16 protein-coding genes, 1 tRNA gene and 1 pseudogene are annotated in these 22655 nt (G+C 69.3%); 13 read left to right on the top strand and 5 right to left on the bottom strand.

From position 1 onward, the window contains the following. The first annotated feature begins 29 nt into the window (after window positions 1-29). The 5 genes from lgt to pyk all read left to right on the top strand — a co-directional run bounded on the left by lgt (window position 30) and on the right by pyk (window position 9887). The gene (gene lgt, locus B4N89_RS22535; RefSeq protein WP_078977637.1) at window positions 30-1082 is read left to right on the top strand and encodes a prolipoprotein diacylglyceryl transferase; all 1053 of its coding nucleotides are present in this window, start codon (window positions 30-32) and stop codon (window positions 1080-1082) included. A 158-nt stretch (window positions 1083-1240) separates the two neighbouring features. After that, window positions 1241-1963, top strand: a complete 723-nt coding sequence (locus B4N89_RS22540) for a VIT1/CCC1 transporter family protein (protein WP_235618967.1) — start codon at window positions 1241-1243, stop codon at window positions 1961-1963. A 337-nt stretch (window positions 1964-2300) separates the two neighbouring features. Then, a complete protein-coding gene (gene gltB, locus B4N89_RS22545) occupies window positions 2301-6851 on the top strand; it encodes a glutamate synthase large subunit (protein WP_078977638.1) in 4551 nt (1516 codons plus the stop codon). Beyond that, window positions 6844-8304, top strand: coding sequence for a glutamate synthase subunit beta (locus B4N89_RS22550; RefSeq protein ID WP_078977639.1), 1461 nt, complete (start codon window positions 6844-6846; stop codon window positions 8302-8304). Before gltB ends, B4N89_RS22550 begins: the two co-directional genes overlap by 8 nt. A 158-nt stretch (window positions 8305-8462) precedes the next feature. After that, a complete protein-coding gene (gene pyk, locus B4N89_RS22555; protein WP_078977640.1) occupies window positions 8463-9887 on the top strand; it encodes a pyruvate kinase in 1425 nt (474 codons plus the stop codon). Window positions 9888-9951: 64 nt separating this feature from the next. Here pyk and B4N89_RS22560 read toward each other — a convergent pair whose 3' ends face one another. The 4 genes and pseudogenes from B4N89_RS22560 to B4N89_RS22570 form a co-directional block, all read right to left on the bottom strand. Further along, window positions 9952-10707 (bottom strand): transcriptional regulator, encoded by a 756-nt coding sequence (locus B4N89_RS22560; protein ID WP_078977641.1) that lies wholly within the window; start codon window positions 10705-10707, stop codon window positions 9952-9954. Between the two features lie 11 nt (window positions 10708-10718). After that, window positions 10719-11096 (bottom strand): hypothetical protein, encoded by a 378-nt coding sequence (locus tag B4N89_RS53045; RefSeq protein WP_321170730.1) that lies wholly within the window; start codon window positions 11094-11096, stop codon window positions 10719-10721. A gap of 282 nt (window positions 11097-11378) precedes the next feature. Then, window positions 11379-11480: pseudogene (locus B4N89_RS53050) on the bottom strand (helix-turn-helix domain-containing protein); the annotation flags it as partial. 73 nt (window positions 11481-11553) lie between these two features. Then, window positions 11554-11627: transfer RNA gene (locus tag B4N89_RS22570), tRNA-Leu, on the bottom strand. Window positions 11628-11740: 113 nt separating this feature from the next. On the opposite strand from B4N89_RS22570, the gene B4N89_RS22575 reads away from it, so the two are divergent. The 6 genes from B4N89_RS22575 to B4N89_RS22600 all read left to right on the top strand — a co-directional run bounded on the left by B4N89_RS22575 (window position 11741) and on the right by B4N89_RS22600 (window position 18012). Further along, a complete protein-coding gene (locus B4N89_RS22575) occupies window positions 11741-12361 on the top strand; it encodes an ANTAR domain-containing response regulator (protein ID WP_078977643.1) in 621 nt (206 codons plus the stop codon). A 213-nt stretch (window positions 12362-12574) separates the two neighbouring features. Then, entirely contained in the window at window positions 12575-13864 is a 1290-nt protein-coding gene (locus B4N89_RS22580; RefSeq protein ID WP_321170703.1) for a branched-chain amino acid ABC transporter substrate-binding protein, read from the top strand. A gap of 101 nt (window positions 13865-13965) precedes the next feature. After that, window positions 13966-14889: a branched-chain amino acid ABC transporter permease gene (locus B4N89_RS22585; RefSeq protein WP_235618732.1), complete on the top strand. Its 924-nt coding sequence runs from the start codon at window positions 13966-13968 to the stop codon at window positions 14887-14889. Next, window positions 14886-16307 (top strand): branched-chain amino acid ABC transporter permease, encoded by a 1422-nt coding sequence (locus B4N89_RS22590; protein WP_078977646.1) that lies wholly within the window; start codon window positions 14886-14888, stop codon window positions 16305-16307. Before B4N89_RS22585 ends, B4N89_RS22590 begins: the two co-directional genes overlap by 4 nt. Continuing rightward, on the top strand, window positions 16304-17227 hold the full coding sequence (locus B4N89_RS22595) for an ABC transporter ATP-binding protein (RefSeq protein WP_078977647.1): 924 nt from the start codon (window positions 16304-16306) through the stop codon (window positions 17225-17227). The genes B4N89_RS22590 and B4N89_RS22595 overlap by 4 nt, the downstream gene beginning before the upstream one ends. An 80-nt stretch (window positions 17228-17307) precedes the next feature. Next, the gene (locus tag B4N89_RS22600; RefSeq protein WP_201260998.1) at window positions 17308-18012 is read left to right on the top strand and encodes an ABC transporter ATP-binding protein; all 705 of its coding nucleotides are present in this window, start codon (window positions 17308-17310) and stop codon (window positions 18010-18012) included. 69 nt (window positions 18013-18081) lie between these two features. Here the strand turns inward: B4N89_RS22600 and B4N89_RS22605 are convergent, their stop codons facing one another. Further along, a complete protein-coding gene (locus B4N89_RS22605) occupies window positions 18082-18510 on the bottom strand; it encodes a hotdog fold thioesterase (RefSeq protein WP_078977649.1) in 429 nt (142 codons plus the stop codon). Between the two features lie 47 nt (window positions 18511-18557). On the opposite strand from B4N89_RS22605, the gene polA reads away from it, so the two are divergent. Both polA and B4N89_RS22615 read left to right on the top strand, forming a co-directional pair. Then, window positions 18558-21305, top strand: coding sequence for a DNA polymerase I (gene polA, locus B4N89_RS22610; protein WP_078977650.1), 2748 nt, complete (start codon window positions 18558-18560; stop codon window positions 21303-21305). A 120-nt stretch (window positions 21306-21425) separates the two neighbouring features. Next, window positions 21426-22652 (top strand): lytic transglycosylase domain-containing protein, encoded by a 1227-nt coding sequence (locus B4N89_RS22615; protein WP_101897145.1) that lies wholly within the window; start codon window positions 21426-21428, stop codon window positions 22650-22652. The last annotated feature ends 3 nt before the right edge of the window (window positions 22653-22655 follow it).

Raw genomic sequence — 22655 nt, forward strand, 5'->3', positions numbered from 1 at the left:
CCCCCGCACCCGGTAGCGTCGTATCCGCCATGGACCTCGCATTCATTCCCAGCCCCTCGCGCGGACAGATCGACCTCGGTCCGATCCCGCTGCGCGGCTACGCGCTGTGCATCATCCTCGGTGTCGTCCTCGCGATCTGGCTCGGCGAGCGCCGCTGGGTCGCCCGCGGCGGTCGCGCCGGCACGGTCGGCGACATCGCCGTGTGGATGGTGCCCTTCGGCCTCGTCGGAGGCCGCCTCTACCACGTCCTCACCACTCCGGAGCCGTACTTCGGCGACGGCGGCGACCCCATGCAGGCGTTCGCCGTCTGGAAGGGCGGCCTCGGCATCTGGGGGGCGATCGCGCTCGGCGCGGTGGGCGCCTGGATCGGCTGCCGGCGCCGGGGCATCCCGCTGCCCGCGCTGGCCGACGCGCTCGCGCCCGGCATCGTGCTCGCCCAGGCGGTGGGCCGCTGGGGCAACTGGTTCAACCAGGAGCTCTACGGCCGCGCGAGCGACCTCCCCTGGGCGGTGAAGATCGACGGCGACCACAACGTGGTCGAACCCGGCCGCGGCGACACCTTCCACCCGACGTTCCTGTACGAGTCGTTGTGGTGCATCGGCGTCGCCGCGCTGGTGATCTGGGCCGACCGCCGCTTCAGGCTGGGCCACGGTCGGGCGTTCGCGCTCTACGTCGCGGGCTACACGGTGGGCCGGTTCTGGATCGAATACATGCGCGTCGACGACGCCGAACACGTGCTCGGCATGCGGCTGAACAACTGGACGTCGATCCTCGTCTTCGCCGGCGCCCTCGCCTACATCTGGATCTCGGCGCGCAAACACCCCGGCCGCGAGGCCCCGGAGACGCTGCGCGGACACGACCGGCAGGACGGGGACAACGCGGAGGCGGCCGGGAGCGACGCGAAGGTCGCCGACCCGGATCCGGTCGACGCGGACGCGAAGGAGGGCGTCGTCGACCTCGGCAAGTCCGACCGCCCCGCCCCCGTCGACGCGGATGCGGTGGCGACCGACGCCGAGCCCGGCTCGGACGCCGCCGAGGAGCACGCCGGGTCCGGCCCGCGCAAGGCCGCCGACAAGGGCTGATCGACCCACGCCCGCGAAGGCCGTCCGAACCCGCGCCCACCTGCGGGTTCGGACAGCCTTTCCTGGCCGGCGGCACCCGCCGGCGAAACGGTAGCGTCGTGGCCCCAGCGTGACGAGAGGGCCGAACGACCGTGAAGACCAGCCACATAGCCGCCGAGGTGCCCGACCCCGCCCCCGAGCTCGGACACCAGGACGGCATCGACCACACCCACCGCGACATCGGCGGCGGCCGGCTGCGCCCGGCCGTGTTCGGCGCGATGGACGGACTGGTCTCCAACTTCGCGCTCATCTCCGGCATCGTCGGCAGCGACGCCACCCCCAGGACCGTCGTGGTCACCGGACTGGCCGGCCTGGCCGGCGGCGCCTTCTCGATGGCGGCGGGGGAGTACACCTCGGTCGCCTCCCAGGCCGAACTGGCCCGCGCCGAGGTCGAGGTCGAACGCCGCGAACTGTGCCGCAGCCCCGAGGCCGAACAGCGCGAGCTGGCCGAGCTGTACATCGCCCGCGGCCTGGACGAGGACCTGGCCGTCGAGGTGGCCCGGCAACTCTCCCGCGACCCCGAGCTGGCCCTGGAGATCCACGCCCGCGAGGAACTGGGCGTCGACCCGCACGACCTGCCCTCGCCGTGGCTGGCGGCCGGCTTCTCGTTCGCCTTCTTCGCGGTCGGCGCACTGCTCCCGCTGCTGCCCTACCTGCTCGGGGCGGCCACCCTCGCGCCCGCGCTGATCCTGACGGCCCTCGGCCTGTTCGGCGCCGGCGCCGTGGTCTCCCGGGTCACCGCCCGGCCGTGGTGGTTCGGCGGAACCCGCCAGTTGGTGCTCGGTGCGGCGGCCGGCGGACTCACCTATCTGCTCGGCCTGCTCATCGGGCAACAGGTATAGGAAGCACCCGCCGCGGAAACGCGGCGTGAGGCGTGCGTAACCTCCGCGTAGCCCGGCGACCCCACCCGGAAACCAACCGCCGTACCGGTCCGAGACGTGCGGTTTCGCCGCCCGGATGGTCGGGAATGAGCCACCCGATATGCCACGGCGACCGGCGCGGCGCAGCGCTCGAAAGCCGGGCCGAATTCCGCTGGTGACCGCATGGTGAGACGGGTTTGTCCCGGGTTCCGGATAGACGTACCGATCGTGTAACCTGCACGAAATCGCAGAGGGCCAACGTCGTCCCTGTTGCGCACCACACGCCACGACGACGACGGGAGCGCCCATGCCTCCTGCCATGCCCGCATCCTCGGGCCCCCTCTTCTCCGCGATTCCCGCGGCACAGGGGTTGTACGACCCCCGTAACGAGCACGACGCCTGCGGTGTCGGATTCGTGGCCACGCTCACCGGCGAGCCCAGCCACGACATCGTCGACCAGGCGCTGACCGTCCTGCGCAACATGGAACACCGCGGCGCCACCGGCGCCGAGCCCGACACCGGCGACGGCGCGGGCATCCTCATCCAGGTCCCCGACGCCTTCCTGCGCGAGACGGCCGGCTTCGCGCTGCCCGCCCCCGGCGGCTACGCGGTCGGCATCGCCTTCCTGCCCGACGACGACGTGCACGCGGGCCGGGCCAAGTCCTCCATCGAGCGCATCGCCGCCGAGGAGAACCTGCGCGTGCTCGGCTGGCGCGAGGTGCCCACCACGCCCGAACTCGTCGGCAACGGCGCCCGCGCCACGATGCCGCGCTTCGCCCAACTGTTCGTGGCCGGCGTCGACGACACCGTCACCGGGATCGCCCTCGACCGGCTCGCCTTCGCGCTGCGCAAGCGCGCCGAGCGGGAGGTCGAGGTCTACTTCGCCTCGCTGTCCGCACGCACCCTGGTCTACAAGGGCATGCTCACCACGGGGCAACTGGAGCCGTTCTTCCCCGACCTGTCGGACCGGCGCCTGGCGTCCGCGATCGGCCTCGTGCACTCGCGGTTCTCCACCAACACCTTCCCGGCCTGGCCGCTCGCCCACCCGTACCGCTTCATCGCGCACAACGGCGAGATCAACACGGTCAAGGGCAACCGCAACTGGATGGCCGCGCGCGAGTCCATGCTCGCCACCGACCTCATCCCCGGCGACCTGAGCCGGCTGTACCCGATCTGCACGCCCGACGCGTCCGACTCGGCGTCCTTCGACGAGGTCCTGGAACTGCTCCACCTCGGCGGCCGGCCGCTGCCGCACGCCGTGCTGATGATGATCCCCGAGGCGTGGGAGAACCACGCCACGATGGACGACGCCCGGCGCGCCTTCTACAAGTTCCACTCCACCCTCATGGAGCCGTGGGACGGCCCGGCCTGCGTCACCTTCACCGACGGCAGCCTGATCGGCGCCGTCCTGGACCGCAACGGCCTGCGGCCCTCGCGCTACTGGGTCACCGACGACGGCCTGGTCGTGCTCTCCTCCGAGGTCGGCGTCCTGGACATCGACCCCGCGCGGATCGTGCGCAAGGGCCGGCTCCAGCCCGGCCGCATGTTCCTGGTCGACACCGACGCCCGGCGGATCGTCGAGGACGACGAGATCAAGACCGCGCTCGCCGCCGAACACCCCTACCGGGAATGGCTGCACGCCGGCCTGATCAACCTGGAGGACCTGCCCGAGCGCGAGCACGTCGTGCACACGCACGCCTCCGTCTCGCGCCGCCAGCAGACCTTCGGCTACACCGAGGAAGAACTGCGCGTCATCCTCGCGCCGATGGCCCGCGCCGGCGGCGAACCGCTCGGCTCGATGGGCACCGACAGCCCCATCGCCGCGCTCTCCGCCAAGCCCCGGCTGCTGTTCGACTACTTCGTGCAGCTCTTCGCCCAGGTCACCAACCCGCCGCTGGACGCGATCCGGGAGGAACTGGTCACCGCGCTCGGCAGCTTCGTCGGCCCCGAGGGCAACCTCCTCGACGCCCAGCCCGCCGACTGCCGCAACGTCGTCCTGCCCTTCCCGGTGCTGGACAACGACGAACTCGCCAAGCTCATCCACATCAACCTCGACGGCGACCAGCCCGGCCTGAAGGCCGTCACCATCTCCGGGCTCTACCCGGTCGACGGCGGCGGCGCGGCGCTGGCCAAGCGGCTCGAGGAGATTCGCGCCGAAGCCACCCGCGCGATCGCCGACGGCGCCCGCATCGTGGTGCTGTCCGACCGCCACTCCGACGCCGAACACGCGCCGATCCCCTCGCTGTTGCTCACCTCCGCCGTCCACCACCACCTGATCCGGACCAAGACCCGGACCCGGGTCGGACTGATCGTCGAGGCCGGCGACGTCCGCGAGGTGCACCACGTCGCGCTGCTGATCGGCTACGGCGCGGCCGCGGTCAACCCCTACCTGGCCATGGAATCCGTCGAGGACCTGGTCCGCGAGGGCGTCTTCCTCAGCGACATCGCCCCCGAGCAGGCGATCCGCAACCTGATCAAGGCGCTCGGCAAGGGCGTGCTCAAGGTGATGTCCAAGATGGGCATCTCCACCGTCGCCTCCTACCGCGGCGCCCAGGTCTTCGAAGCCATCGGCCTCGCCGAGGACTTCGTCGCCGAATACTTCACCGGCACCACCAGCAAGCTCGGCGGCATCGGCCTCGACATCGTCGCCGAGGAGGTCGCCCGCCGGCACGCCAAGGCCTACCCGCCCACCGGCATCGCGCCCTCGCACCGCCGGCTGGAGATCGGCGGCGAATACCAGTGGCGCCGCGAGGGCGAACCGCACCTGTTCGACCCGGAGACCGTCTTCCGCCTCCAGCACTCCACCCGGACCCGCCGCTACGACATCTTCAAGAAGTACACCGCGCGCGTGGACGAGCAGTCCCGGCGCCTGATGACGCTGCGCGGCCTGTTCGGCTTCCGCGACGGCGTGCGCGAGCCCGTCCCGATCGACGAGGTCGAACCGATCTCCGAGATCGTCAAGCGCTTCTCCACCGGCGCGATGTCCTACGGCTCCATCTCCATGGAGGCGCACCAGACGCTCGCCATCGCGATGAACCGGCTCGGCGGCAAGTCCAACACCGGCGAGGGCGGCGAGGACCCCGAGCGGCTCTACGACCCCGAGCGGCGCTCGGCGATCAAGCAGGTCGCCTCCGGGCGCTTCGGCGTCACCAGCGAATACCTGGTCAACGCCGACGACATCCAGATCAAGATGGCCCAGGGCGCCAAGCCCGGCGAAGGCGGCCAACTGCCCGGGCACAAGGTGTACCCGTGGGTCGCCCGCACCCGGCACTCCACCCCCGGCGTCGGCCTCATCTCGCCGCCGCCGCACCACGACATCTACTCCATCGAAGACCTCGCCCAGCTCATCCACGACCTCAAGAACGCCAACCCCGCGGCCCGAGTGCACGTCAAGCTCGTCGCCGAGGTCGGCGTCGGCACGGTCGCGGCGGGCGTGTCCAAGGCGCACGCCGACGTGGTGCTCATCTCCGGGCACGACGGCGGCACCGGCGCCTCGCCGCTCACCTCGCTCAAGCACGCCGGCGGCCCCTGGGAACTCGGCCTCGCCGAGACCCAGCAGACGCTGCTGCTCAACGGCCTGCGCGACCGCATCGTGGTGCAGACCGACGGCCAGCTCAAGACCGGGCGCGACGTGCTCGTCGCGGCGCTGCTCGGCGCCGAGGAATACGGCTTCGCCACCGCGCCGCTCGTCGTCTCCGGCTGCGTGATGATGCGCGTGTGCCACCTCGACACCTGCCCCGTCGGCGTCGCCACGCAAAACCCCGTGCTGCGCGAGCGGTACAACGGCCAGGCCGACCACGTGGTCAACTTCTTCGAGTTCATCGCCGAGGAGGTCCGCGAACTGCTCGCCGAACTCGGCTTCCGCACCCTGGAAGAGGCCGTCGGCCACGCCGAACTCCTGGACACCGCCGCGGCGATCGAACACTGGAAGGCCGAAGGGCTCGACCTCACGCCGCTGTTCCACGTGCCCGCGCTCCCCGAGGGCGCCGCACTGCACCGCACCGGCCCGCAGGACCACGGGCTGGCCAAGGCGCTGGACAACCAGCTCATCCAGCTCAGCGCCGACGCGCTCGAACACGGTGAGAAGGTCGTCATCAACCTGCCGGTGCAAAACACCAACCGCACCGTCGGCACGATGCTCGGCCACCAGGTCACCAAGCGCTACCGCGGCGCCGGACTGCCCGACGACACCATCGACATCACGCTCACCGGCTCCGCCGGCCAGTCGTTCGGCGCGTTCGTGCCCAAGGGCATCACCCTGCGGCTCGAAGGCGACGGCAACGACTACGTCGGCAAGGGCCTGTCCGGCGGCCGGATCATCGTCCGACCCCACCGCTCCGCCGGCTTCGCCGCCGAGGACAACATCATCGCCGGCAACGTGATCGGCTACGGCGCCACCGGCGGCGAGATCTACCTGCGCGGCATGGTCGGCGAACGCTTCTGCGTGCGCAACTCCGGCGCCACCGCCGTCGTCGAGGGCGTCGGCGACCACGGCTGCGAATACATGACCGGTGGCCGGGCCGTCGTGCTCGGCCGCACCGGCCGCAACTTCGCGGCCGGCATGTCGGGCGGCATCGCGTACCTCCTCGACGCCGACCTCGACAACATCAACACCGAACTCGTGGGCGTCGAGGACCTCGACGCCACCGACCGCGCCGAACTGCACGACGTTGTGCGCCGGCACCACGAGGAGACCGGCTCGGCCGTCGCCGAAGCCCTGCTCTCCGACTGGGACGCCGCCTCCCGGCGCTTCACCAAGATCCTGCCCAGGGACTACAAGGCAGTGCTCGCCGCCAAGGACGCCGCCGAGCGAGCCGGTCTCCCCGAGACCGAGATCGTCCAGAAGATGATGGAGGCGGTTCATGGCTGACCCGAAGGGCTTTTTGACCACGCCCCAACAGCTCGGCACGCGGCGCCCCGTCGACGTGCGCATCCGGGACTGGAAGGAGGTGTACGAGGAGCGCACCCTGCTCCCGATCATCACCGAACAGGCCGGCCGCTGCATGGACTGCGGCATCCCGTTCTGCCACAACGGCTGCCCGCTGGGGAACATCATCCCCGAGTGGAACGACCTGGTCTGGCGCGACGACTGGCAGGCCGCGAGCGAACGCCTGCACGCCACCAACAACTTCCCGGAGTTCACCGGGCGGCTGTGCCCCGCGCCCTGCGAGGCCGCGTGCGTGCTCGGCATCAACCAGGCGCCGGTCACCATCAAGAACGTCGAGGTCTCGATCATCGACCGGGCGTGGGACGACAACAACGTCGCCCCGCAACCGCCGGACCGGCTCTCCGGCAAGACCGTCGCGGTGATCGGCTCCGGACCCGCCGGCCTCGCGGTCGCCCAGCAGCTCACCCGGGCCGGACACACCGTGGCCGTCTACGAGCGGGCCGACCGGATCGGCGGACTGCTGCGCTACGGCATCCCCGAATTCAAGATGGAGAAGCGGCACATCAACCGGCGCATCGAACAGATGCGCGCCGAGGGCACCAAGTTCTACACCGGCATGCAGATCGGCACCGACCTGGACGCGGCCAAGCTGCGCCGGCGCTACGACGCGGTGGTGATCGCGGCCGGCGCCACCGCCGCGCGCGACCTGCCGATCCCCGGGCGCGAGTTCGGCGGCGTGCACCAGGCGATGGAATACCTGCCGTTCGCCAACAAGGTGCAGGAGGGCGACCTCGTCGCCTCGCCGATCGACGTGGCCGGGAAGCACGTGGTGATCATCGGCGGCGGGGACACCGGCGCCGACTGCCTGGGCACCGCACACCGCCAGGGCGCGGCCTCGGTCACCCAACTGGAGATCATGCCCCGGCCCTCGGAGGAGCGGCCCGCCGCACAGCCGTGGCCGACCTACCCGATGACCTATCGGGTGGCCAGCGCGCACGAGGAGGGCGGCGAGCGCGTCTACGCCGTCAACACGCAGGAGTTCGTGGGCGGCGAGGACGGACGGGTCAGGGCGCTCAAGCTGGTCGAGGTGGAATTCGAGGACGGCCGCTTCGTGCCGGTGCCCGGCAGCGAGCGGGAGATCCCGGCCGACTTCGTCTTCCTGGCGATGGGCTTCACCGGGACCGACCGCTCCAACGGGCTGGTCGAGCAGCTGGGCCTGGCCCTGGACGAGCGCGGCAACGTGGCGCGCGACGAGGCGTTCGCGACCAACGTGGACGGCGTGTTCGTGGCCGGCGACGCCGGGCGCGGGCAGTCGCTGATCGTGTGGGCGATCGCCGAGGGCCGCTCGTGCGCGGCGGCGGTGGACGGCTGGCTGACCGGCGGTACCAACCTGCCGGCGCCGATCCGGCCGACCGACCGACCGCTCACGGTGTGACGGAGCGCGACCGCACGGGTCGGAATTGAATATGTGACGAAAGTCGCGTGAACGAGGAAGGGCGCCGCCGTTGCGGCGCCCTTTCCGCATGCCGGAAAAGCGCCATATACCGGACGCGGGTACGGCTTACCCAGCGGTAGGAACTAGGCTTTGGGACCATGCGTCGAGCCAAAATTGTCTGCACCCTGGGTCCTGCCACAAATTCGTATGAACAGATCCGCACGCTGGTCGACGCAGGCATGGATGTAGCCCGCTTCAACCTCAGCCACGGCGCGTACGCCGAGCACGAGGAGCGTTATCACCGCGTCCGTCGGGCATCCGACGAAACCGGTCGCAGCGTCGGCATCCTCGTCGACCTCCAGGGCCCGAAGATCCGCCTGGAGACCTTCGCCGAAGGCCCCGTGCTCCTGGAGCGCGGCGACGAGTTCACGATCACGACCGAGGACGTCCCCGGCGACAAGCACGAGGTCGGCACCACCTACAAGGGGCTGACCGCCGACGTCACCAAGGGCGAGCGGATCCTGATCGACGACGGCCGGGTCACCCTGGAGGTCGTCGACGTCGAGGGCCCGCGCGTGCACACGATCGTCATCGAGGGCGGGATGGTCTCCGACCACAAGGGGCTCAACCTGCCCGGCGTGGCGGTGAGCGTCCCCGCGCTGTCCGAGAAGGACATCGAGGACCTCAAGTGGGGCCTCGCGCTCGGTGCGGACATGATCGCGCTGTCGTTCGTGCGTGCCGCCAGGGACATCGAGGACGTCCACAAGATCATGGACGAGGTCGGTATCCGGCTGCCGGTGATCGCCAAGATCGAGAAGCCGCAGGCGGTGGACAACCTCGAGGAGATCGTCCACGCCTTCGACGCCATCATGGTCGCCCGCGGCGACCTGGGCGTCGAGATGCCGCTGGAGGCCGTGCCGATCGTGCAAAAGCGCGCGATCACGCTGGCCCGGGCCAACGCCAAGCCCGTCATCGTCGCCACCCAGATGCTCGACTCGATGATCAGCGCCTCGCGCCCCACCCGGGCCGAGGCATCCGACGTCGCCAACGCCGTCCTGGACGGCACCGACGCGGTGATGCTCTCGGGCGAGACCTCGGTGGGCAAGTATCCGATCGAGACCGTCAAGACCATGGCGCGGATCGTGGTCGCGGCGGAGGACTCCACCGCGATGCAGGAGGAGATCCGCACCCTGGCCGGTCCGCGCACACAGGGCGGGGTGATCGCGAAGGCCGCGATCGAGATCGCCGAGCGGCTCGACGCCAAATACCTGGTCGCGTTCACCCAGAGCGGCGACACGGGCCGTCGGCTGTCGCGCTACCGCTCGATGATCCCGATGCTGGCCTTCACCCCGGAGCCGGCGGTGCGCAGCCGGCTCGCCCTCACCTGGGGCCTGGAGACCTTCCTCGGCCCGCTGTGCAGCCACACCGACGAGATGGTCCGCCAAGTCGACGCGGCCCTGCTCGCCATCGGCCGCTGCAAGAAGGGCGACCTGGTCGTCATCACGGCCGGCTCCCCGCCCGGCGTCCCGGGCTCCACCAACCTGATCCGCCTGCACCACATAGGAGATCTCCCCACCGAGTAACCCTCGGCGGCAACCGAAAGCACGCACTGATGGCCCGTCCTCCGCCCCGGCGGAGGACGGGCCATCAGTATTTGGGCCCCACGTACCGGTCCATGAGCGCGACGGAGTCCCGCCGAGCGACGGACAGGTTGTTGCGCCGGGCGAATTTCCACTCGACACCGAGTTCGTCCAGCGTGGTCGTGAGGATGCGCATGATGTCGGCGGACTCGTTGGTGAAGAGATAGCGGGGATACTCGTAGCGTCTGCGCTCGCCCGCGACCGTGCGGGTGGTCCGGTTCGTGACCCGACACCCATCCGAGTGGATCAGCCCCCGCACAAGAGCCCAGGGCTCGCTTCGAACGATGTCCCGCTGCCAGGACTCCAACACGATCGACCGCTCATGCTTGTGTCCGGGGCCGTGCTGGGGGAACAGACAGGGCCAGTGCTTCCAGAGCGACGTGACCATGTGACAACCCTGGCGAGGCGCGCGAAAAACCTTGCTGCCGGGGCGAATCGCCCGCATCGCCGCCTCGCACTCGTCCATCAGACCGGGCCAGGCGTCGCCACAGGCGATACGTAGTCCGTAGACGCCCCTGGCATAGCCGCTGAGACAGCCGTCGCCGAGGTAGAGGCCGAGCAGATACGCGTAATCCCGGGCGGGTTCCGGAGCGGCCGGGCCTCCGGCGCAGCGAACACACCCCACGGGCCGTGCCGGATCGATGCGGGACTGCCACGCACGCATGGCCGCACGAGAGATCCCGGTTTCCTTGCTCACCGAGTTCAGACTGCGCCCGCCATCGAGGAGCCGGAGCGCCGCCAGACGCGTCGTCGTGTCGTACATGTGGGGGGCGGTCAGTATTTGGGGCCGATGTGTCGGTCCATGAGCGCGACCGAACCGCGGCGGGCGACGGACAAAAGATTGCGGCGGGCGAACTTCCACTCGACACCGAGTTCGTCCAGCGTGGTCGTGAGGATGCGCATGACGTCCGTGGACTCGTTGGCGAAGAGGTAGCGCGGGTATTCGTAGCGCTTGCGCTCACCGGCGACCATGCGAGTGGTCCGGTTCACGTTCCGGCAGCCGTCGGAGTGGATCAGCCCGCGCACGAGTGCCCAGGGCTCGGCTCGGACGATGTCCCGTTGCCAGGATTCGAGGATGATCGGCCGCTCGTGTTTGCGGCCGGGGCCGTGTTGCGGGAACAGGCAGGGCCAGTGTCGGGAGTACGACTTCACGTCGGTGCATCCGGACCTCTGTACGTACCCGACGGCCGCGCAGGGCATGACGATTCGCATGGCTCTCGCCGCTTCCTCGATCAGCCCGGGCCAACCGTCGCAACACGAAACGGTGAGCGTGTGCTGTCGAGACTTGCTGATGATGTGCCCGTCACCGAGATACAGACCCAGCAGATATGAATAGGACTCCGAGGCGACGTTGCCATGCGCGTCCCCGCACGTCGGCTGCGGACGGCCCCGCACGGTGTCCGGTGCGCGTCGAGTGCCCCAGCGCCAGTGGCGCACCGTCCGTACGGAAACGCCACAGGCGCGGGCGACCGCTGCGTCCGTCAGTCCCTGTCGGTGCAGGCGTAGCGCCGAGTCCACTGTTTCTTGTGGGTACATACGAGTGACGATGCCGACGCCGACGAGACGGCGTGGCGGAACGCTTGGGGTTCACTCGAATGGCTGTTCCAGGTGCCCTGGGTGGGACTCGAACCCACAACATAACGGGTTTGAGCCGTCATTCTCTGCCAATTGGAATACCAGGGCCTATTTCGGACATTTCGTTGTCCTTGTAGCGGCAGGTCGCCCTGCCTGGCAGATACCTTACCGCCTCTCGGTACCCTCGTGTGCGCACCATTTTTCTCTGATCGAGGAGCCACGTGACCGCCGCCACGCAGCCGCCCGCCGTAGAGCAGGACAGTCGGCGCGCCCGTGTCGTCATTGCCGAGGACGAGGCGCTGATCCGGCTCGATCTGAAAGAGATGTTGGAGGAAGAGGGGTATCACGTCGTCGGCGAGGCGGGGGACGGGCAGCGGGCCGTGGAGCTGGTGGAGGAGTGCCGGCCCGATCTGGTCATCCTCGATGTGAAGATGCCGATATTGGACGGCATCTCGGCGGCCGAGCGGATCGCCCAGGCGCGGCTCGCGCCGGTGCTCATGCTGACCGCCTTCTCGCAGCGCGAACTGGTCGAGCGGGCCCGGGACGCGGGGGCGATGGCCTATCTCGTCAAGCCGTTCACCAAGGGCGACCTCGTTCCGGCGATCGAGATGGCCGTCTCGCGCTACACCGAACTGGCCGCCCTGGAGCGCGAGGTGGGCGATCTCACCGCGCGGCTGGAGACCCGCAAGCTGGTGGACCGGGCGAAGAGCGTGTTGCAGGAGAAGTACGGGATGTCGGAGCCGGAGGCGTTCCGGTGGATCCAGAAGGCGTCGATGGATCGCCGGATGTCGATGCGCACCGTGGCCGAGGTGGTCGTGTCCGGGGGCGACGTCGCCGACTGATCCGGGATTGTCGATTCAGCTACGAACCCGTCCGGTTCCCGACAAACCGGACGGGTTCGTCGTTTTTCCGGCAGCCGATGATCATATTTGATCACTTTGGATCGTAAGAATTCGTTTTCAGTTTCTTTTGGATTACATCTGGTTACGGGCGCATCACATCTCCGTCGGCGGACTGCCGCTGCCGTTCCGGCCGGACTACATTCCGGGCACCGCATGTTCATCGCGGTTTGTGAAGGCGCCCCGATGCGGGCTCCGAACTTTTTCTACAAGGGGTTGGGGTTTGCTGTGCTCAAGCGACGCGTGATCAAAATCGCGCTGCCCATCGCGGCAGCGGCACTCGTGCTTTCCGCGTGCGGCAGCGACGATGACGACGACAAGAAGAAGGACGGGGGCAGCTCCGCTCCCGGCAACACCGGCGGCGGTAACAAGCCGACCTGGACCATCGGTTTCCAAGCGGGCCTCTCGGGGGAGAACGCCCAGCTTGGCATCAACGAAGAGAACGGCGCTCGGCTCGCCGTCGAGCAGGCCAACGCGAAGGGCGATCTTCCCTTCACGCTCAAGTTCAAGACCTCGGACGACGAGGCCTCGGAGACCAAGTCGGTCTCCGCCGCGCAGAAGCTGATCGACGACAGCAATGTTGTTGCCGTTATCGGCCCCGCGTTCTCCGGCCCGACCAAGGCCGCGTCGCCGAACTACGCCAAGGCGAAGCTCGCCACGGTTTCCCCGTCGGCCACCAACCCCTCCCTGACGAACCCGGAGAACAATTTCACCGCGTTCCTGCGGGGTGCGCCGAACGACAACGCCCAGGGCGGCGGGATGGCGAAGTACCTCTCGAAGAAGCTCCAGGTCAAGAAGGTCTTCGTCGTCGACGACAAGACCGAGTACGGCGTGGGTCTGTCGAAGGTCGCCAAGGACGAACTGACCAAGGCCGGCGTCCAGGTCGTCTCGGACAGCGTGCCGAAGGCCACCCCGGACTACGGTCCGATCTCCACGAAGATCAAGAACTCCGGCGCGGACGCCATGATCTACGCGGGCTACTACCAGGACGGCGCGCCGTTCGCCAAGAAGCTGAAGGAAGCGGGCTTCAACGGCCCGAAGTTCTCCGGTGACGGCACCAACGACGCGCAGTTCGTCTCGCTGGCCGGCGACGCCGCCAACGACTGGTTCCTCACCTGCCCGTGCGCCGACGCCAACGTCGAGGCGGCCACGAAGCAGTTCACCGAGGACTACAAGAAGCGCTTCAACACCAACCCGAGCACCTACTCGGCGGAGTCGTTCGACATCGCCAACCTGGTGATCGACCAGATGAAGTCCTTCGGTGCGGAGAAGATCACCCGCGAGGCCATGCTCACCAAGCTCAAGGGTGCCTCGTACAAGGGTCTGACCAAGACCTTCAAGTTCAAGCAGAACGGTGAATTCGACGGCGCCACGACCTTCATCTACCAGGTCAAGGGCGGCAAGATCGGCTACATGGGCGACATCGACCAGCTCGTGGGCGGCTGACCTCCTCGTCGAGGACGTCGCCACCTGACGATCGGGCCCGGGCCTTCCCGGAGTTTCGGGAGGGTCCGGGCCCGTCCGGTTTTCTTGAGGAAGCTTTCCTTATGCAACCTGATGAAATCCTGGATTACCTTATTCCAGGGATCATGCTCGGTGCGCTGTACGCGGTCATCGCCATCGGCTATACCCTCGTCTATGGTGTGCTACAGCTCATCAACTTCGCACACAGCGAAGTCTTCATGGTGGGCGCCTATTCGGCTCTGCTCGCCTTGACCTGGATCGACCCGAGCGCCAACCCGACGGCACTGGTGTCGGTCCTGTTGGTCGCGGCGGGGTTGGCCGTTTCCGGTACCGCCGGAGCGGCCACGGCCTTCGCTTTGGAAAAAGTCGCATATAGACCGCTCAGACGCAGGAACGCGCCACGTTTGGCGTTCCTGATCAGTGCGATCGGGGCCTCCTACTTCCTGCAGAACCTTGCGGGGAAGTTGTTCGGCCGCGACTCGCGCGCACTGCCGACGGTGTTCGAGAACAAGAAGGTCTTCTCGATCTTCGGCACCCAGGTGACCATCCTGCAGCTGCTCATCGTGTGTGCGGCCGTGCTGATGATGGTCGGCCTGGACTACCTGGTGAACCGCACCAAGCTGGGCTCGGGTATCCGGGCGGTGGCGCAGGACGCCGAGACGGCGGGCCTGATGGGTGTGGACATCGACAAGGTGATCTCGCGTACGTTCATCATCGGCGGCTTCATGGGTGGCATCGCCGGCTTCCTGTTCGGCCTGCACCTGCAACTGTCGTTCACGATGGGCTTCCTGCCGGGCATCACCGCGTTCGCCGCGGCGGTCGTCGGCGGGGTCGGCAACATCCGCGGCGCGATGATGGGCGGCATGCTGCTCGGCATCGTGGAGAGCTTCTCCTCGCCGATCTTCGGTGAGTCGTGGCGGTACGTCAGCGCCTTCGCGGTGCTGGTCCTGGTGCTGATGTTCCGGCCGACCGGCATCCTGGGCGAGCGCTTGGGGAGGTCGGCGTGACCACGACCACGACACAGACGGATTTCGCGCCGACCGCGGCCACGCTGGCCAAGCTGCGGCGCAAGCGCTGGTATCAGCACCCGATGTACGGCCGACTCGTGGGCACCGTCGCGGCGGCCGTGCTGCTGGACGTGATGAGCGGTCCGCAGGGCAGCCGCGAGGACGTGTTCTTCTCGCTGGACAAGACCCTCGGCTCGATGCGCGTGGTCTGGTGGATCCTCGGCGCGGTCGCGCTGTGGGCGGTGATGGAGTTCGGCAAGCCGCTCTATCAGCGTTTCCTGGGGCCGAAGGTGGGCCCGCTGGACCGCTTCACCACACCGGTGACCGAGCCGGTCAAGGCGGTGGCGGCGCAGGCCAGGGCGAAGACGGCGGATCTGCGCCGGATCATCTGGGTCCGGCTCGGCTTCTCGGCGGTGGTGATCGGCCTGTTGATCCTGCTGCCGAACCTGCTGTCCACCTTCTGGAACCAGGTCCTGGTCAACGAGGTGGCGATCTACGTCCTGCTCGCGATCGGGCTGAACGTGGTGATCGGCTGGGCGGGTCTGCTCGACCTGGGCTTCATCGCGTTCTTCGCGATCGGCGCGTACAGCACGGCGTACTGGACCGGCGCGATGCCGGTGGATCCGCCGTTCAAGCTGAACGCGTTCCTGGTGATCCCGGTGGCGGTGGCCACGTGTCTGCTGGCCGGGCTGCTGCTCGGTGCGCCGACGCTGCGGCTGCGCGGTGACTATCTGGCGATCGTCACGCTCGGCTTCCACGAGATCATCTACCTGATCGCCAAGAACGCGGACGGGTTCACCAACGGCCCGCGCGGTGTCCAGGGCATTTCGAACTTCGGGATCCACATCGGTCCGATCGACTACGACTGGGAACTGGATCCGGTGCCCTACTGGTACCTGCTGATCGGCATCGCCACGATTTTGATCATCGCGTTCCTGCGGCTGGAGCACTCCCGGGTGGGCCGGGCCTGGACGGCGATCCGCGAGGACGAGGTGGCCGCGTCGGCGACCGGCGTGCCGACGGTGAAGTTCAAGCTGATGGCGTTCGCGATCGGCGCGTCGACGTCCGGGATCGCCGGGGTGGCGTATGCGAGCAAGGCGCGTTTCATCAGCCCGGAGAGCTTCCTGCTGCTGTTCTCGGTCCTGGTGGTCGCGTACGTGATCTTCGGCGGCATGGGTTCGCTGTGGGGCGTGATCATCGGTACCGCGTTCCTGGCCTGGCTGCCGCAGTACATGAAGGACTGGGTCGATCCGAACGACCGCTTCATGTACCTGGGGGCGCTGTTGATCGTCATGATGATCTACCGCCCGCAGGGCTTGATCCCGTCGGTGCGGCGCAAGCGCGAGTTGAGCATGGCCAAGGCGGGTCTCGGCGACGCGGACGCGATGTCGGAGCCGGCCGGCGGGAGGATGACGTGAGCATCACCACGACGAAGGCGGACGACCGGCCGCGGGTGGATCCGGGCGACCAGGTGATGCGGGTGCGCGGCGTGACGCTGCGCTTCGGCGGCCTGGTGGGCCTGTCCGATGTGGCGTTGGACCTGAACCGGGGCGAGATCCTGGCGGTGATCGGGCCGAACGGCGCGGGCAAGACGTCGCTGTTCAACTCGCTCACCGGGATGTACGTCCCGCAGGAGGGCACGATCGTGCTGCGCGACCGGTCGGGCGGCGAGCACTCGCTGCTCGGTCGCAAGCCGCATCTGGTCAACCGGCTCGGGGTCGCCCGCACCTTCCAGAACATTCGCCTGTTCGGCGCGTTGACCGCGCTGGAGAACGTCAAGATCGCGGCGGAGACCCGGCAGAAGTCGGGCCCGGTGTCGATCATGCTGGGGTTGCCGAACGCGCGCCGCGAGGATCGCGAGAGCGACCGGCGGGCGCTGGAGTTGTTGCACTTCGTCGGTCTGGACGGGCTGCTCAACGAGTTGGCCGCGTCGCTGTCCTACGGTCAGCAGCGCAGCCTGGAGATCGCCCGGGCGCTGGCCACCGATCCGCAGGTGTTGCTCCTGGACGAGCCGGCGGCGGGCACCAACCCGACCGAGAAGCTCGACCTGGAGGTGCTGATCCGGCGGATCAACCGCGAACTGGGCGTCAGCGTGCTGCTGATCGAGCACGACATGCGCCTGGTGATGTCGGTGGCGGACCGGGTCACGGTGCTCAACTTCGGCAAGGTGATCGCCTCCGGTTCGCCCGCCGAGGTGCAGCGCGACCCGGAGGTCGTGGCCGCGTATCTGGGCGCGGAGATGGCCGCCGAGATGACCGGTGCGACGCAGGCCGAGATCGGCGGGGTGGCCGAGGACGGTTCGGTCCCCGCGCAGCGGGACGGGGAGGAGCAGCGATGAGCGCCGCCGACGCCGCGGGCGCGGACGCGGTCGGGTTGGCCGAGTCGGCCGCCGGTACCGCCGTACCGCCCCGGAAGAAGATGCTGGAGCTGGACGATCTGCACGTGTTCTACGGCGCCATCCAGGCGTTGAAGGGTGTGCACATCGAGGTGAACGAGGGCGAGATCGTGGCCCTGCTCGGTGCCAACGGGGCGGGCAAGACCACCACGTTGCGCACCATCTCGGGGTTGTTGACGCCGCGTGCGGGCGAGGTGCGCTGGCGCGGCGAGCGCATCGACGGGGTGCCGGCGCATCATGTGGTGGGGCTCGGCATCGGGCACTCTCCGGAGGGTCGTCGGGTGTTCCCGGCGATGACCGTCACGGAGAACCTGAACATGGGCGCCTACCGGTTCAAGTCGGTGCCCAAGGCCGAACTGGACCGGGTGTTCGAGCTGTTCCCGCGGCTGGCGGAGCGCCGTGAGCAGTTGGCGGGCACGTTGTCGGGTGGCGAGCAGCAGATGCTGGCGATCGGGCGCGCGTTGATGGGGCAGCCCAAGCTGCTGCTCCTGGACGAGCCGTCGATGGGTCTGGCGCCGCTGATCGTGGCGCAGATCTTCGAGATCATCCGGGAGATCAACGAGCAGGGCACCACGGTGTTGCTGGTCGAGCAGAACGCCGCGCAGGCGTTGCGGCTGGCGCATCGGGGTTATGCCCTGGAGACCGGGTCGGTGGTGTTGTCCGGGCCGGCCGATCGGCTGTTGTCGGATCCGAAGGTGCGCGAGGCGTATCTGGGCGAGGGCGCGTAGCGCGAAGGTGTCCGCGCGGCGGAGGGGGTCGGCCCCTTCGCCGCGCGGTCCCGGCGCCGGTCGGCGGCGTCAGGGGCGCTTGATCAGGCAGCTCAGCCGCGCGGTGCAGATCCGCCGGTCGTGCTCGTCGGTGATCACGATCTCGTAGGTGGCCAGGGTGCGACCCAGGTGTACGGGGGTGGCCACGCCGGTGACCACGCCGGCGTCGGCGGAGCGGTGGTGGGTGGCGTTGATCTCGATGCCCAGGGCCATGGCGTCGCGGCCGGCGTGCAGCGCGGAGCCCACCGAGCCGAGGGTTTCGGCGAGTACGCACGACGCGCCGCCGTGCAGCAGCCCGTAGGGCTGGGTGTTGCCCTTGACCGGCATGGTGGCCACCACACGCTGGGCGGATGCCTCGACGAATTCGATCCCCATGCGGTCGGCGAGGGTGCCCCGGCTGTCGAGGTTCATGGCGGCCAGGATCTCGTCGAGGCTGGGCGGGGTGGTCTCGTCGGGCATGGTGCGCTCCTGTCGGATACACGGTTGTGTCGGCCTGACAGCCTAGGATCGCGGTCGTGGCAGCTACTCGGACCCCCCAGACCTCCGTTCCCGCCGGTTCCCGGCCGCGACTCCTGCTCCTCGACGGGCACTCGTTGGCGTACCGGGCCTTCTACGCGCTCAAGGAAGCGTCGATGAGTACCGCGACGGGTCAGCCGACCCAGGCGGTCTACGGGTTCACGTCGATGTTGGTGAACGTGTTGCGCGACGAGGCGCCGACCCATCTGGGTGTGGCGTTCGACGTGTCCCGGCAGTCGTTTCGCACCGAGGAGTTCCCCGACTACAAGGCGAACCGCTCGGAGACTCCGGAGGAGTTCAAGGGCCAGGTCGAGCTGATCGTCGAGGAGCTGACGGCGATGGGCGTGCCGACGATGCGCGTCGCCGGCTTCGAGGCCGACGATGTGATCGCCACGCTGGCGACCCGGGCCGCGGCCGAGGGTTTCGAGGTGCTGATCCTCACCGGTGACCGCGACGCGTTGCAGCTGGTCACGCCGGATGTGACGGTGTTGTATCCGATGATGGGCGTGAGCAAGCTGCACCGGTTCACGCCGGACGCGGTGGAGGAGAAGTACGGGCTGACCCCCGCGCAGTATCCGGACTTCGCGGCGCTGCGCGGCGACCCGAGCGACAACCTGCCGGGCATTCCGAAGGTGGGCGAGAAGACCGCGGCGAAGTGGATTCGCGAGTTCGGCTCGTTTGCCGAGCTGGTGGCGCGCGCCGACGAGGTCAAGGGCCAGGCCGGGCAGAATCTGCGCGACAACCTGGACAACGTGAAGCTGAACCGGCGGCTGACCGAGTTGGTGCGCGACGTCGAGTTGGACGTGGCGCCGACGGATCTGGAGCGCAGGCCGTTCGACCGGGAGGCGGTCGAGGTGGTGCTCGACGCGCTGGAGTTTCGCAACGCGAGCTTCCGGGAGCGGCTGTGGGCGGTGGATCCGGGGGCGGTGGTCGCGGTCGCGGAGCCCGAGCCGGGCTTCGAGATGGACACCACGGTGGTCGCGCCGGGCGCGCTGGCCGAGTGGTTGGCCGAGCATGCGGCGGGCGCGGAGCGCACGGGGCTGGCGGTGGACGGGTCGTGGGGGCGCGGCACGGGTGAGGTGCGGGGGCTGGCGTTCGCCGCGGCCGACGGTTCGGCGGCGTTCGTGGATCCGCTGACGATGGACGAGGGCGACGACGCGGCGCTGGCGGCGTGGCTGGCGGATCCGCGGCGGACCAAGGCGGTGCACGACGCGAAGGGGCCGATCCTGGCACTGGCCGCGCGCGGCTGGGCGCTGTGGGGGATCACCAGTGACACCGCGCTGGGCGCCTACCTGGTGCTGCCGGGGCAGCGCTCGTTCGCGCTCGAGGGCCTGGTGGAGCGGTTCCTGGGGCGCGAGTTGCGGGTGGACGCGGGCGGTTCGGGCGAGGGGCAGTTGGCGCTCGACATGTCCGACGAAGCCGACGCGCAGCCGGGCGCGGCGCTGATGCTGGCCGCGCGGGCGGTGGTGGATCTGGCGGCGGCGCTGGATACCGAGCTGGCCGCCAAGGGCGGGTTGGAGCTGCTGCGCGACATGGAGTTGCCGCTGCTGCCGGTGCTCGCGCACATGGAGCAGATGGGCATCGCGGCCGACCTGCCCTATCTGGAGCGGTTGCAGGAGCAGTTCGCGGCGGCGGTCAAGCAGGCCACCGAGGAGGCGCACGCCGCGGTGGGGCACGAGTTCAACCTGGGCTCGCCCAAGCAGTTGCAGGAGATCCTGTTCACCGAGCTGAGCCTGCCCAAGACGAAGAAGATCAAGACCGGGTTCACCACCGACGCCGACGCGCTGACCTGGCTGGCGACGCAGACCGACAACGAGTTGCCGGTGATCCTGCTGCGCCACCGCGACCAGACCCGGCTGCGCACCACGGTCGAGGGCCTGATCAAGACGGTCGCCGACGACGCGCGCATCCACACCACGTTCAACCAGACCGTGGCGGCCACGGGCCGGTTGTCCTCGCAGGACCCGAACCTGCAGAACATCCCGATCCGGACCGAGGAGGGGCGCCTGATCCGGCGCGCGTTCGTGGTCGGCGAGGGCTTCGAGGGGCTGCTCACCGCCGACTACAGCCAGATCGAACTGCGGATCATGGCCCACCTGTCGCAGGACACGGCGCTGATCGAGGCGTTCACCTCGGGCGAGGACCTGCACTCGACGATGGCCGCGCAGGTCTTCTCGGTGGCGCCGGAGGCGGTGGACCACGGGCTGCGCAGCAAGATCAAGGCGATGTCCTACGGATTGGCGTACGGGCTTTCCGCGTTCGGCCTGTCCCAGCAGTTGGACATCGAGCCGGCCGAGGCGCGCGGGCTGATGGAGACCTATTTCGAGCGGTTCGGCGGGGTGCGCGACTACCTGCACAAGGTGGTCGAGGAGGCCCGGCAGACCGGCTACACCGAGACCGTGTTCGGGCGCCGGCGCTATCTGCCGGATCTGACCAGCGACAACCGGCAGCGGCGCGAGATGGCCGAGCGCATGGCGCTGAACGCGCCGATCCAGGGTTCGGCGGCGGACATCGTCAAGGTCGCGATGCTCGCGGTGGATCGGGCCATGCGGGAGGAGAAGCTGGCCTCGCGGATACTGCTCCAGGTCCACGACGAACTGGTCCTGGAGGTGGCGCCCGGCGAGCGGGAGCGGTTGGAGACGCTGGTGCGTCGGGAGATGGCCGGCGCGTATCCGCTGCGGGCGCCGCTGGACGTCTCGGTCGGTTTCGGGGCGAACTGGGAGGACGCCGGTCACTGATCCGGAACGAGTGCGCCGTGGGGGTGGAGAGCCGGCCGAAGCCGGCATAGGTTCGCACGGGCACCGGGAGTCGTCGACGACCGGTGCGCCGTCGAACTCGCGCACAGAGGGGGGAGCTTCGTGGAAGAGGCCGAATCGGGGCCCGATCCGCGGAAGCCGGGCGAATCGCAGGGGGACGCCGGCGGGGTGTCGGCGGAGCGGACATCCGCCGCCGCGCCCGCGGCCGCGTCCGAGAGCACGCCCGGACCCGAGAAGCCGCCGACGTCCGGCGGGTCCGAGGAGCCGGCCAAGCGCAGACGGATCCTGAATCCGTGGCTGGGCGGCGCGGCGGCGATCCTGGTCGTGTTGGCGTGCGGCGCGGCGGTGCAGTCCCCGTTCACCATGGTCACCGCGCACCGGGTGCCCACCTCCGATCTGCCGCGCCTGTCGGACGCGGCGCCGATCGGCGGCACCTCGGTCAACGGCGGCGGGCCGGCGCACTTCGAGTTGCCGCCGCCGGTGGTGCCGGCCGCGCTGCCGGGGGCCGCGACCACCGCGACCACGCCGCCGGCGACCACGGCCGCCCCGGGCGCGACGTCCTCGGCCGGGCCGCGGGGCACCTCCGCGACCGGGACCGGCGGGATACCCCAGACGGTGCTGCTCGCGTATCAGCAGGCGGCGTCGAACCTGGCCCGGATGGATCCCGGCTGCAAACTGCCGTGGACGCTGCTCGCGGGCATCGGCCGGGTGGAGTCGGAGCACGCGTACGGCGGGAACGTGACCGTGGACGGCACGTCGGTGACCCCGATCCTGGGTCCGCGCCTGGACGGCGGACAGTTCGCCCGGATCACCGACACCGACGGCGGACGCTACGACTTCGACACCGAGTTCGACCGCGCCGTGGGGCCGATGCAGTTCATCCCGTCCACCTGGAAGGGCTGGGCGATGGACGGCAACCGGGACGGCGTGGCCAACCCGCAGAACATCTTCGACGCGACCCTCACCGCGGGGCGCTACCTGTGCGCGGGCAACCGGGACCTGTCCACCGGGGCCGGGCTGAACGCGGCCATCCTCAGCTACAACCACTCCAACGAGTACCTGCGCACGGTCACTTCGTGGATGACCTACTACGCGACGGGCGCGCGTTCGGTGCCCGACGCACGGCAGCCGGTCAAGCCGACGACCAAGGCGCCGACCACGAAGCCCGCCGGCACCAAGCCGGCGACGGGCGACCCGTCCAAGAGCGCGACGGCGAGCGCGTCGGGGTCGGTGACGCCGCCGATCTCGTCGAGCGCGTCCGCGGCGCCGGAGCAGTCCTCCTCGGCGGCGGCGTCGTCGGCCGACGCCTCGACGGCGGGCAGTCGGTAGCCG

It is taken from the genome of Embleya scabrispora (assembly GCF_002024165.1).
GTDB classification, from domain to species: domain Bacteria; phylum Actinomycetota; class Actinomycetes; order Streptomycetales; family Streptomycetaceae; genus Embleya; species Embleya scabrispora_A.